This is a genomic window from Paracholeplasma morum (genome assembly GCF_016907055.1).
GTDB classification, from domain to species: Bacteria; Bacillota_I; Bacilli_A; order Acholeplasmatales; family UBA5453; genus Paracholeplasma; species Paracholeplasma morum.
In genome coordinates this window covers 1-11,693 of record NZ_JAFBBG010000023.1, presented here as the reverse complement: position 1 = coordinate 11,693, position 11,693 = coordinate 1, and the positions used below count along the sequence as shown (strand labels likewise).

General features: G+C 32.3%; 16 protein-coding genes. 14 read left to right on the top strand and 2 right to left on the bottom strand.

Features of this window, described 5'->3' with window-relative positions:
- The first annotated feature begins 145 nt into the window (after nucleotides 1–145).
- From JN09_RS07490 to JN09_RS07425, 14 genes are all read left to right on the top strand, one after another.
- Complete coding sequence (locus JN09_RS07490; RefSeq protein ID WP_204434525.1) at nucleotides 146–385, top strand: hypothetical protein; 240 nt, start codon at nucleotides 146–148, stop codon at nucleotides 383–385.
- Between the two features lie 94 nt (nucleotides 386–479).
- Nucleotides 480–725, top strand: a complete 246-nt coding sequence (locus JN09_RS07485; protein WP_204434523.1) for a hypothetical protein — start codon at nucleotides 480–482, stop codon at nucleotides 723–725.
- Nucleotides 726–727: 2 nt separating this feature from the next.
- Nucleotides 728–943: a hypothetical protein gene (locus tag JN09_RS07480; protein ID WP_204434521.1), complete on the top strand. Its 216-nt coding sequence runs from the start codon at nucleotides 728–730 to the stop codon at nucleotides 941–943.
- A gap of 260 nt (nucleotides 944–1,203) precedes the next feature.
- Nucleotides 1,204–1,572, top strand: coding sequence for a hypothetical protein (locus JN09_RS07475; RefSeq protein WP_204434519.1), 369 nt, complete (start codon nucleotides 1,204–1,206; stop codon nucleotides 1,570–1,572).
- A gap of 15 nt (nucleotides 1,573–1,587) precedes the next feature.
- Nucleotides 1,588–2,292 carry a hypothetical protein gene (locus JN09_RS07470; protein ID WP_204434517.1) on the top strand — a complete coding sequence of 235 codons (705 nt, stop codon included), beginning with the start codon at nucleotides 1,588–1,590 and terminating at the stop codon, nucleotides 2,290–2,292.
- Nucleotides 2,293–2,597: 305 nt separating this feature from the next.
- Complete coding sequence (locus tag JN09_RS07465) at nucleotides 2,598–2,834, top strand: hypothetical protein (RefSeq protein WP_204434515.1); 237 nt, start codon at nucleotides 2,598–2,600, stop codon at nucleotides 2,832–2,834.
- A gap of 150 nt (nucleotides 2,835–2,984) precedes the next feature.
- Nucleotides 2,985–3,245 carry a hypothetical protein gene (locus JN09_RS07460; RefSeq protein WP_204434514.1) on the top strand — a complete coding sequence of 87 codons (261 nt, stop codon included), beginning with the start codon at nucleotides 2,985–2,987 and terminating at the stop codon, nucleotides 3,243–3,245.
- A gap of 15 nt (nucleotides 3,246–3,260) precedes the next feature.
- Complete coding sequence (locus JN09_RS07455; RefSeq protein WP_204434512.1) at nucleotides 3,261–5,492, top strand: InlB B-repeat-containing protein; 2,232 nt, start codon at nucleotides 3,261–3,263, stop codon at nucleotides 5,490–5,492.
- A gap of 12 nt (nucleotides 5,493–5,504) precedes the next feature.
- Nucleotides 5,505–6,224 (top strand): hypothetical protein, encoded by a 720-nt coding sequence (locus JN09_RS07450; protein WP_204434510.1) that lies wholly within the window; start codon nucleotides 5,505–5,507, stop codon nucleotides 6,222–6,224.
- Nucleotides 6,221–7,894 carry a hypothetical protein gene (locus tag JN09_RS07445; RefSeq protein ID WP_204434508.1) on the top strand — a complete coding sequence of 558 codons (1,674 nt, stop codon included), beginning with the start codon at nucleotides 6,221–6,223 and terminating at the stop codon, nucleotides 7,892–7,894. The genes JN09_RS07450 and JN09_RS07445 overlap by 4 nt, the downstream gene beginning before the upstream one ends.
- Nucleotides 7,895–7,968: 74 nt before the next feature.
- On the top strand, nucleotides 7,969–8,139 hold the full coding sequence (locus JN09_RS07440; RefSeq protein ID WP_204434506.1) for a hypothetical protein: 171 nt from the start codon (nucleotides 7,969–7,971) through the stop codon (nucleotides 8,137–8,139).
- Nucleotides 8,139–9,125 carry an ATP-binding protein gene (locus JN09_RS07435; protein WP_204434504.1) on the top strand — a complete coding sequence of 329 codons (987 nt, stop codon included), beginning with the start codon at nucleotides 8,139–8,141 and terminating at the stop codon, nucleotides 9,123–9,125. The genes JN09_RS07440 and JN09_RS07435 overlap by 1 nt, the downstream gene beginning before the upstream one ends.
- A complete protein-coding gene (locus JN09_RS07430; RefSeq protein ID WP_204434502.1) occupies nucleotides 9,118–9,570 on the top strand; it encodes a hypothetical protein in 453 nt (150 codons plus the stop codon). Before JN09_RS07435 ends, JN09_RS07430 begins: the two co-directional genes overlap by 8 nt.
- A 188-nt stretch (nucleotides 9,571–9,758) precedes the next feature.
- A complete protein-coding gene (locus JN09_RS07425) occupies nucleotides 9,759–10,625 on the top strand; it encodes a tyrosine-type recombinase/integrase (RefSeq protein ID WP_204434500.1) in 867 nt (288 codons plus the stop codon).
- Nucleotides 10,626–10,637: 12 nt separating this feature from the next.
- Here JN09_RS07425 and JN09_RS07420 read toward each other — a convergent pair whose 3' ends face one another.
- Nucleotides 10,638–11,243 carry a hypothetical protein gene (locus JN09_RS07420; RefSeq protein WP_204434492.1) on the bottom strand — a complete coding sequence of 202 codons (606 nt, stop codon included), beginning with the start codon at nucleotides 11,241–11,243 and terminating at the stop codon, nucleotides 10,638–10,640.
- Nucleotides 11,236–11,463: a helix-turn-helix transcriptional regulator gene (locus JN09_RS07415; protein WP_204434490.1), complete on the bottom strand. Its 228-nt coding sequence runs from the start codon at nucleotides 11,461–11,463 to the stop codon at nucleotides 11,236–11,238. Before JN09_RS07415 ends, JN09_RS07420 begins: the two co-directional genes overlap by 8 nt.
- Nucleotides 11,464–11,693: the final 230 nt, after the last annotated feature.

Here is an 11,693-nt window from a genome sequence, read left to right as displayed (position 1 = left end):
AATGGCAGGGACAACAGGATTCGAACCCGTACTAACGGTTTTGGAGACCATGATTATTAAACTGAATAAAAGTAGCGGCAAATACATGAAATTATTAAGTCGCCGAAATAGGCGATTTCATTTTTAAAGTATAAGAGGTGAACAAATGGAGGCATCAACTTATAGAAAAATCGAAATTAGTTTGAAAGCGTATATGGTTTCAGTCGGAGACGTAAGAATCTATAAACGAGTATTAAAACACGCTCCAGATGTTTCAACTGCAGACGAGTTCATGCTTTCCAAAAAGGGTGGTTATACGGAATCAGAACTCAATAGAATCAAGTATCTGATAGAGTATGAAAAAAAGGCTTATCAAAATAAGCTGAAATTGAAATTGAGCATATAGAACAAAGCTTTAGTGTTCTATGTGGGGGTATAAGTCGTTTGCCGACCTCTTATACTTCCACATAGCCTACTAAGGCAGAAAGGTCGGCAAGATTATGCAAAAGATTATACTAAAAGAACGAGACGAAGTATTTAGCAAACTGATTGATAAGCTGTCATATGCAGATGATGAAACGAAGATTAAAGTTTATGAGGCACTACTAGAAACCGGTTCTGTTCGTCTAATATCGACTATCGATGACAAAATGGAATCACATAGTTTTTCGATTAAAGAAATGTCATGTCAATCAGAAGATGATCTAAGTGAGAATGATATAGCATTCTTATTTGAAGAAGAATAATTATGAGTAAATTAAACATGTATATAAAAGTTCATTCTAAGTGGGTAACAACTCCTGCAATTGATATCATAAAGAATAAAAAGATTGACCTTGGTTCAAAAAATCATAGAAGAAACTTTAGTTCCCTGGATCCAAAAATACTAGATAGATTAGTGAAAGCAATCTCTCTTGAAGTTGGTTTTCAGAACTGCAAACTGGTGGTTGAAAATTATGAGTAACACAGAAATATATTTTCTTTACATATTGATTTCATTATTATCAGTAATAGTATCATTTCATTGTTTCCTAATTCACATTTTGAATGAGAAACAAATATCAAAGAATGAAAAGAAAGACAAGAACATTAATGATAAATAGGCCTTTTTGCCTAATAATACGAATACCTCCCAGTGTTCGAAACTAGCTCGATGCTGAGCTAGTCTAGTAGCTTTAGCAACTACTACTGATGAGATAGCTAAAGAAAGGTCGGCAAACCACTTTGACAAAGGCACAACTACTTGAACAGTCAACGTTTATTGAAATCATGATCGCTTTATTAGAACCTTCAATGATTGATATCGTGTCATGGCACGTTTCAGCTTTTTATGAGGCTAATAGAAATTATCCAAGGTCAGTTTTAAACGGAGTTTTAATCAAAGCTATATCAAATTGTAACGCATCTGGTAACTCATTTTCTAAAGCGTATTTAGACAAGATACTAGAGACATTTAATAACTATAAAATCAACACTACACAACTCGTTATCAAGTTCTTAGATAACAAACATAATCACAGTTACAAACATAAAAAGAAGGTTGTATTCGTTCCAGAATACATGGAAGAATACGAAGAATTACTAAAGAATTAATCGGAGGAATAATCAATGGCTGGTTACATGAGAATACAAGACTTCACATTTGAGACTAATAAAATCGCTGATACTTGGCTAAAGCTAGGTAACGGCTTTTCATATGTCAAAATGGCTCATGAGATTGTTAAGCAATACGCTGCAACCGGTGAAGTTAAGTTCTCAAACGATTATTTTATTCGTGATACTTACACAGAAAAAGGCATCGAGAAACGTGGTGCAGGTATAAAGAGATCAGAGCGTACTATCCAATGGGGATTTACTATTCTTGAATCTATCGGACTTATTGAACGTAAGTTTGAAAACGAATCTAAAACTAGACGTATAGGCATATCCGTAAACGAAGAAACATTACTTCGTATTTTGTCTATGAAGAAAAAAGATATCGAACTACTATCAAGAGATAACCCTATCAAGCACCTTAGAAATCAAATGCCAGCAACTATTAAACCTTCAAAGGCTAAATCGTTGCTAAAGAGAATTGAACGTGAAACAAACGAAAAGAAACGTCATGCACTCATCCAAGAGGTTCAAAAGATTAACGAGATGTATAGAGAGTATGATCTACATATACAAGAGATTGTTGAACGTAATCAAAAATACATGAATTCAAAAGAATTAACTCCAGATGTTTCAAAGTCTGATGAACGTATCTCAGAACTTCGAAAAGCATTTGGCAGCATGGTAGGTCTAAATCCCCTATCAGAGCTTTCTTTCTAATATAAACAAAGCCTACTTCAAGTAGGTTATTTGAGCTTGTTTTAGGCTTAATTTATACTTATATTTGCTTCATTAACTCTCCTTATTCAAAGAAAAGATACTGAATTTTATCAACTCAGTGTCTTTTTTTTATATCCTTTAAAATTAGATTGCACCCATGTTCTTTTTAGTTTTCACCCTTTAAAATTAGATTGCGTACTACCATTATCTTAATTGCACCATAATAGTAAGACTTTCTATCATGATAAATCATGATAGAAAGTCTTTATTAAACCGTATGGCCGATTAATGAACAATTATAGTTAATGAACTATCGTTCTCGATTAGTTACTGTAATCAATCCAGATACAAAGACGCTACTTCGTATCGATTACAAGTCAAAGGCCCCTTCGGGTTGTAAACGGATGACGGGTCCCTTTAGTCCCGTCCTTCTGCAAGGTCAAAAGCGTAATGCAGTACCAGATAGAATCAACTTGTTATTTGTTTTTGAGTCATTGTTCAAGTCAAAACCAAAAGCCCTTAAAACCGATTTAAGTGCATAAAAAAAACTGCTACTTAACAGCTTTTAATGTTTAGTTGTCAACACTATATTTAAAGAAATTAATTTGTCGGCTAAAAATGAATTATCTTTAAATTGTTTTACAATTTTGGTAGAGAGTTACTCACTCTCATTAGCTAAGGAGGTTATTTTTATGGCTAAAAAAAGAGTTTTAAAAAAATCTACTAAGAAATCAATCTACAAAGTTGTATTGTTCTTAGTATTTGCTGCAGCATTGATGACGGTGATTGTCCCTTTCACTACTTTATCAGCTACGGCACCTAGTTGGTGGAAAGAGATCCACAATTTCTTTACTGACGTCAGAGCAAATATCGTTGACTATGCTTCTTTCTTAGCAATCGTGCTGGGATTAGTATTTGGTTCGATAGTTGTTTCGAAGAAAGTATTGAAATAGTCGGGGTGGTAATCAATGAAAAAACTAATTTTAAGTTTATTTCTTATGATTACCGCCTTTTTAGGCGCTAATCAATTAAACATTAATATATATGCTGAAACTACTGCAGGGGTAACTTATGTTACTGAAGGGAATCGGGTTTATGTTCATTTTGGAACAGCTACAAATGAAACAACCCATGTATCAAGTTTTGATATATTTTCTTTACAAGCTGCTGGATTTATTCTTGATGAGTTTACAGGTGGTTATATAACCATTGATATACCTCAAGATGCATATTTATTTTCTGTATTTTCTGTATTTAATAATCAAATTATGAATCCTGATTACTCAGGAGATTTAAGCTTAATTGAACAACTATCTTTTTATATTTCAGGGGATAATGATACCAATCAAATAGAGTCAATTTCTGATCCTGATAATATTATTTCTTATAGTGGAATTGACTCAACACAGCTAATTATTTATTTTGAGATTGATGATGATACTTTGACAGCAGATAAAGCCCACTACAAGCTACACAATCAGAAACAATATCTATCATTCAACTCTGATAACGTTATCGACATATCAAAACTTAATCCGACATTGAATGAACAGTCGATTGATTTCCCGGTTGGAGCTGTTGATTTAGTCATCACTGATGATAATGGTATTGAATACTTCAGATGGAGTACTTCTTCTTTACAATCAAACGGGCATGCTTTTTCTTCTTATGGTAGTTTTCATATTATTACAAATTCGTACGAATTCTATGTTGAAGCAATTAAAAAAGACAATTCAAATCCGCTTCCGTTGGTAAGTTTTGAAGAAGGAATGTTTGGCTATGGAACGATAGAAGCGAATCCAATCACACAGTTTTATATCTTTTTCGAACTAGATGATGAGCCGATAATTGAACCAACAACAATCCCTGTTGATATTGATAATTTACCAACAGAAGCACAAATTAGATCACAATTAACAGCGCTTGATGATGTTGACGGAGATATATCGCATTTGATTACATATCAGGGAGGAACTTACGAAACTGCTAGAACTTCAAATAGTATCGTTATTGATACTCCATACACGCTTATTTATCAAGTAACTGATAGTTCAAACAATGTTACTACAACAACTATTACTGTAATTGCTAAAGATACAACAAAACCAACTTTCGGAATTACTAATCTACTAATAGAAATACCATTTGAAAATCCTCCTGTATTTGATGAAACGGATTTATTTGATGATTTATTGGTATCAGATAACTATGACTCTGTTGAGGACATTACAATCGAAGTTATTTCTAGCGAATACTACGCTGAACAAGGGTACGGCGAAGAACATCAATACGATATCGTCTATCGCGCTTCTGATAGATCTGGAAACTATAGAGATATTACTATCACAGTAATGATTATCGATGTTGACCCACCAACATTTTATGGTCCTACAAGTTTTACAGTACCAATGAACAAAAAAACTCCAATTTCAGTTATTTTGAAAAATGCGCATAGTCGTGCAATAGATTACCTTGATTATAACGATCCTACACTACAAATCATCAGTGATAATTACACTTCAGCTACAACTCCGGGTATTAAAACTGCTGTATTGAGATATAGTGATTCATCAGGTAACTATCTTGATGTTACAATCACGATCAACTTAGTCGATATCGAAGCTCCAATGATGTTTGCGACACCAGATTTATTGATTGCTACTGATATTTATAATACACTTACGATTGAACAAATCATCGAGTTTATCAGACGTAGTGAAGATATCATTTCTTATGAAGTACTCACTAATTTGTATTCTGGTAACGAAACGACTTTAGGAACTTATGCTATTACATTGTCAGTAACTGATTCTGATAATAATGTTACGCAAATTAATCCAACAATACTCGTTGGAAACTCTGAAGTAATCTATCATCACGTTTATTTTGAAACGAATGGTGGAACTCCTATTAATGCTAAGATAGTACCTGATTTATCTAAATTAGTTGTTACTAATCCAACAAGAACAGGATACACATTTATCGGTTGGTATAAAGATGAAGCTCTATCTCAACCATTTTCTATAGTAAGTGATTCAATTACATCTGATATTACGCTTTATGCAAAATGGACTCCAACCACATCTGGTGGATCTACAATTGTCGATAACATCACTAATTTGAAATGGTCTGACTACTTAATCATTGTTGCAATATTAGGATTTGGATTATATTTAGGTTCAAAATCTAAAAAAAGATAAAGGAGTAATTTTATGAAAAAAATAACAGTACTACTTCTAATTCTATCTGCTGTATTTTGCCTTGGTCCTTTAAAGACTAAGGCGAGTACTGTTATTGAAGGACCTGAAGTAATACACAAAGCAAAAAATCAAGTTTTAACGATTGCAGATATCATCAGCTTCTATTCTTCTGATATAGGTGATGTCTCGGTTTCGTTTGACAAATTTACGGGTAACGGAAATAGGATTGGTGTTTATGAGGTTCAGTTATACGTTGCTGAAGGTGAAACAGTCTATCCAAAAGACATCGAAGTCAATGTAGTTGAGTCTTTACCGGCTCAAATAAAAGCAGTTGGGAACTATAAAGATATTTACACAAATACAACTGCTGAGCTCTCACAAAATTCAATTCTTGTAGCATTGGAATCAACAGGATACATTCAGATAATAGAAACAACTCAGATGTATATTTTAAATAATACTTATAAAGCAAATTTTGGTACTCCTGGTACTTACGATTATGTATTCAGATTAGTAGACTCAACCGGATACGATAATACATTCAGTATTAAGATTTATGTATCTGATACCGGAACTCTACCGACTCCAGATTTCGTTTATGAGAAACCTGCTTCAAAGATTTCTAGCTTTTTAAATATCCTAAAGAACATTTTAATTTGGGGTGGAATCATATTTGTGATCATCACGATTTATAAGTTTACAAAACCAAAAGTAAAGGCGGTACTAAAATGAAAAAACTAACTTCAATATTATTATTACTGTTTACATTCGTTGCTTTAACGCAATCATTCGTTAACGCTAGTACCGATGAATTTTCAACTATCGATAAAGAATCAGTATCTCTAATAGACAAGGGATTTGTCTCATTTAGCAACGTTGAATTTAATATGAGCAACTATATGAGTCTTGGTTTTGTGACACTTAAAATGGGGTATTCGACGACATATTCAATTAACTTAACAAATATCACAACACGACTCAATTACTATGATGCTCAAAATATTAAGAATACTTATCTTGAATTTGATTTAGCTGCAATAAACACAGGATTTAGTTCTGATACTCATCAATGGCTTTCAAGCGATGCTGATTGGAATCAAGAGACAAAACGTTTAGATCTAAAAGGTAACATACCAACATCAAAATCGATTGAGATATGGTGGAATAACGGTTTCTCAGGTTCAGCTCCTTCAACGACACAGGGTGGACTAAGAGTTTACTCAATTAGATTTGTTATTGAATATGAAGAGCCAATCGAACTCTATACACAAATTACAGATTGGTCTGATTTACCTTCCGGAACTAAACCATTCTCAGAGTTTACCAATACAATGGATGATACTGCACAATATGGTCAATTAACAACCCCTGAACTTGTTGAGCAAGATAACGGTTCATATAATATCTATTTTGATTTTAGTCCTGATCTAAGATATGTAGCTAAAAATATTTTCCTTCCAGAGTTTAAAAATAACAAGGAAGTTGTCTATACTATGTATTTTGCATCGACTGAATATAAGTTTCTTTGGTTCTTCTTTGATTGGAACGCAGGAAATCCCTATGCATCCGATTTCGTTATTTGGAATCTAACAACAGGAGAATTTAAAGAAACATTAACAGATACAGTTTATGGAGTACCTAGAATCACCGGAAACGGTTTTAGCACCTATAATATGGCTTATGTTGATTTAGTTATACCTTATAAGCTGGATGACATTTTACAAGTAACTATGTCTTACAAGTATAGATATAATTATGTTTTTGGCGCTCCGGGACAATGGAATGATGTTTATTCTCAAAACCTTTATTCAGGTGCATTGAGTTCAACAAAGGCGCCATGGTGGAACCCATTCGCTAGATTATACTACAATTGGAATCCAATTTCACAATTAGTCGGTATTGATAAATTGTGGGATTATGAGCAAATTGAAATCATAACAAGTGAATATACTTCAGAAAAGAAAATAGCTTTTGTTGAGTATCTGAATAACAAAATGCAGTTATCACTTGTACCTACTCAAGTGTTTACTCCACAATCAACAGTTGGTAGAATCTTCCTTGGCCAATTTGATAAATTAGGCTCTAACGGAGTGGAAATTAAAGATATTGTTTTAATGAATATCAGGTATGTTTATGAAGGTGTCGAATATTCTAAACCATACCCACCTCAGCTAATTGCAGATTCACCAGAAATTAAAGAACCAGTTGATATATTCTCTGAATTTTTAAATAAACTATGGTCTTTCGTTTTAAAATTTATGATACCGTTTTTCATTGTTGTAAGTTTATTAGTTTCTAAAGTGTTAACGTCAATACTTCCTAGAAAGTATTCACGTGATCCTAAATGGTATTGGTTAATCGCAATCGGTATCTTCATCTTTATTTATATAAGATTTAGGTAGATTTTATGACTTCAATTACGGAACTTCTTTGGAAGGGCTTTATGTTTATTATAGAAAATCCTTCCAAAGCTATTTTGTTTGCAGTTTTAATTATAGCAACGTTTCTTGTTAAGCCAATCTATGTTATCGTGAGCAGCATCTGGAATAGCTTGAAATTAATAGTAACAGATCCAAAAGGTATGCTCTTATGGATAGGATTATTATTATTAGGATTACTGATTTTGAAAGGGTATGGGGTAATTTAATGCAACAATCTAAAGCAGAAAAGTTAGAACAAATACTCGAGGATGCAGCTAGAAAAATTAATTCTCTTTTCGAGAAAACAGAGATATTTTATAGAAAGATAGTTGACCTTGTGTTGACTATCTTCTCATTTATTTCGGATAAGATTTGGTATAAGCTCGATAAAGAGAAAAGAATAGTAGATAATCCATTTTACAAAAAGGTCCGATACCTTACTTTTCCCTGGCATTTTATTTGGATTATTGGATTTCTAATATCTAAACGTAAAAAGGATGATAGGTTAATTTATGATCTACCGGGAGTACATATCATTGTTGGGCCACCTGGATGTGGGAAATCAAGTCTACAGTTTATGTTAGCCGAACGATTTAGATTGAAAACAGGCAAACCTAGTTTAATCAATTCTGATTTTGAAAAAGCTAGACTATCAGAAGATAATAGTTATTACTATAAATATCATTATCTGTATAACTTTACTGACTTTTGGAGAGATCGAAGAATGATTGAACAACCTAATCATAAAATTGCTGCTTCTTTGATTGTTGATGAAGGTCATAGAATATTAAACTATAGAGAAAATGGATCTACAGAATATAATGACAAGTTCATGCCTTTTATGAATTATGCAGTACTTGTTAGAAAATACATCAAGCATATTTATTTTTCGACTCAAATGGGCAAAGTAGATATCCAGTTAATGCACTTAGCTCAGTCGCTGACACAACCAAGAGTTGACATCGGATTCGATTATCCAGATTGGTTAGTTGAAACTGGAGCATACCGATTTAAAATCAAAGGATTCTTTATAGACCAATACTCAATAGACGCAAATGGGGAAAAAAGTGTTAAGCCAGTTAAGTCATTTTACATTAAGAACGAATGGGCTGACTTCGATTACTTTGAAACCATGGCAATGAATGACGTATATGATCATGTTAAGATGTATCATCCAAAAAATCTAATTAAAGAGAGGGTTAAAAATGGGTAATCAATTATTAGAAAATACGCTAAGAGTATTAGATAAAATACTACCGTTTATAGTTTTAGCATTCGGTATATCATTAATTTTCTTTCTATTAGTATCAGCTCTATATAGTGTGGTTTGGTATCAGAAGAAAGCTAATCTAAAGAAGTCTGAAGAAATCATTGAAGACAATAGACAGGTTGTCGAAGACGCACAGTTTATGTATCAAAATAAAAAATATACAAAAGTCATCGAAGAACAAATTGCTCAGATAAAAGAGCTTCACTTAGAAGCTAAAAAACTAAGAGCTGCGAATGAGGAATCAGAATTGGATATGAAACGTAATAAAAAGTCAGGCAAAAAGCAAACTGACAAAATGCAGGCTGAAGACTCTGATGTTAAATCCAACAAAAAAGAAAAAAGCGATCAACCTAAAGACTCTGAAAGTAAACCTAAACAAAAGCAGTAAAATGTATGTATACAATATATACTTTAGTATATATATGTATAGACCTACACATATATAACTTTCGTGTCTTTTAGTTTTGATGACAAACATTGACACCTCCGTTTTATTAAAGTAAAACACCTATTTGATTGTACAATAATAATGTTGGACTTTCGCTACCAGGACAATTTAATAAAAGGGAGATTATTATGACAGTACAAGAACTAATTGATAATAAACTGAAACATATAAAGTTAAACTATTCAATCGGCACTTTTAATCACTATGTATCACACTTTACACACTTTTTGAATTGGTGTAATAAAAATGATATTGTTAAAGTCAATGAGTTAAATGACAGTAAGCTTATTGATTATGTGACGGAGATGAAGTCAACATGCAAGAACATCACGATTAATAAAAGGATTGGCATGCTAAAAAGAGCATTTAGGGAAGCAGGAATTAATAACGAGTATCTAAACTCAATAAAGAAGTTCAAAGAGAAAACAACAACGTTTGAGATGATTGATCTACATACTTTGAAAGCGATCAGGAAACATGTATTAACTCTACCAGATATTTCAAATAATCTAACAATCAAGTGCAGTATTTTACTTTTAATGGATACTGGTTGCCGAGTCAATGAGTTAATAAAAATTGAACGAAAGAACGTAAGTATAGAGCAACTTGAAATACTGTTAACAACGACAAAAACCAAGGAAGATAGAATAGTTTACTTTCAACAATCAACAGCACAAGAGATAAAAAAAATGCTGGCCATAAAGACCAACAGTAAGTATCTTCTTCATCATGTAGGATTAGATCGTCCAATAAATTATTTTGATATAGATTGGATGATGAAACGCTATAGAAAAATATTTAATATGGATAAGCTTCATGCACATATGTTTAGACACTCTCTAGCTTCAATATTATTAGAGAATGGTGCTGATATTAAATCTGTTCAAGAAATATTAGGACACAGTAATCTAGAGACAACACAAAGATATTTACATACTCGAAAAGAGCATGTTAAAAAAACATTCTTTAGTAAGTATAACTTAGATAATAAATAGGGGTAATAACCTCTATTTTTTATCTTCAAATACTTCTTTCATTATTAACTGATATTGTGCTTTAAAACTAAGTAAGTCATTTGGACTCACCTCATATAAATCGCATAAATGGAATAAATCTTTTACAGTCATCAATAACGGATTTTTTTCGATTCTCATATACTGTTCTTCAGTTAATCGTATTTTTTGAGCAACATAAGCAGAAGTAAAATGATTTACTTCCCTATATAATGGAAGTAGGTTGTTAAATCCATTCTTTTCCGCAGTAGTTAATGAGTTACGCATAAAATACATTCTTGAATCAATTCTTCTCTTAATTTCAATGTATAAATGTTCCGGATAATTAAATAAATCAAGTTCGCTGAGCCTACTCATCTCGGCCTGTAATTTATCAAGGGTAACTGTTGATCGTCCATTCAAAATCATATTACCAACAACAAAGTGAAAAATTATTCTTTTATATAAATCACTATGTTTGTTCAACTTGCTAAATACATTGAATACATATAACAAGTCATAATGATTATTATTCTTTACTACCTGTGTAGTATATTCATTCATATCAATTGTTTTGATGTCATCAAGTGTTATTGAACTCCAATACTCTAATCTACTCATCAAACACATCTCCCATTATTCTTAAGTATTCTTCCTTAAAATTGAGTAAATCATTTGGAGTACATTTATACAAAAAACATAAAATAAGTATCTGTTCCGAATTAAGTAGTGATTTACCTGATTCATGATCTGAATATGTTGCTTGGCTAATGCCCAATTTCTTCGCAACTTCCGTTTGAGAAAGATTATTTTGAAGTCTATAATGCTTTAAATTACTCATTTCTTACCTCCATGGTATAAAAGACTGTAAATAAAGTTGACATTAATATAGATTTAACATATAATCAAAGTAAAGTTATCGGTTTTCCCGATAGCAAAATATCAAATAAAACCTGAATTACTCAGGCTAAACGTTGTTTAAATGCCGGTTTAGTGATATTATGCCGACATATGCTATTTTAAATGGCAGGGACAACAGGATTCGAACCCGTACTAACGGTTTTGGAGACC

Excerpts from the sequence above, each read along its gene's own strand:
- JN09_RS07490 (WP_204434525.1), top strand. The coding sequence starts at position 146 with ATGGAGGCATCAACTTATAGAAAAATCGAAATTAGTTTGAAAGCGTAT.
- JN09_RS07485 (WP_204434523.1), top strand. The coding sequence starts at position 480 with ATGCAAAAGATTATACTAAAAGAACGAGACGAAGTATTTAGCAAACTG.
- JN09_RS07480 (WP_204434521.1), top strand. The coding sequence starts at position 728 with ATGAGTAAATTAAACATGTATATAAAAGTTCATTCTAAGTGGGTAACA.
- JN09_RS07470 (WP_204434517.1), top strand. The coding sequence starts at position 1,588 with ATGGCTGGTTACATGAGAATACAAGACTTCACATTTGAGACTAATAAA.
- JN09_RS07465 (WP_204434515.1), top strand. The coding sequence starts at position 2,598 with ATGAACTATCGTTCTCGATTAGTTACTGTAATCAATCCAGATACAAAG.
- JN09_RS07460 (WP_204434514.1), top strand. The coding sequence starts at position 2,985 with ATGGCTAAAAAAAGAGTTTTAAAAAAATCTACTAAGAAATCAATCTAC.
- JN09_RS07455 (WP_204434512.1), top strand. The coding sequence starts at position 3,261 with ATGAAAAAACTAATTTTAAGTTTATTTCTTATGATTACCGCCTTTTTA.
- JN09_RS07450 (WP_204434510.1), top strand. The coding sequence starts at position 5,505 with ATGAAAAAAATAACAGTACTACTTCTAATTCTATCTGCTGTATTTTGC.
- JN09_RS07445 (WP_204434508.1), top strand. The coding sequence starts at position 6,221 with ATGAAAAAACTAACTTCAATATTATTATTACTGTTTACATTCGTTGCT.
- JN09_RS07435 (WP_204434504.1), top strand. The coding sequence starts at position 8,139 with ATGCAACAATCTAAAGCAGAAAAGTTAGAACAAATACTCGAGGATGCA.
- JN09_RS07430 (WP_204434502.1), top strand. The coding sequence starts at position 9,118 with ATGGGTAATCAATTATTAGAAAATACGCTAAGAGTATTAGATAAAATA.
- JN09_RS07425 (WP_204434500.1), top strand. The coding sequence starts at position 9,759 with ATGACAGTACAAGAACTAATTGATAATAAACTGAAACATATAAAGTTA.
- JN09_RS07420 (WP_204434492.1), bottom strand. The coding sequence starts at position 11,243 with ATGAGTAGATTAGAGTATTGGAGTTCAATAACACTTGATGACATCAAA.
- JN09_RS07415 (WP_204434490.1), bottom strand. The coding sequence starts at position 11,463 with ATGAGTAATTTAAAGCATTATAGACTTCAAAATAATCTTTCTCAAACG.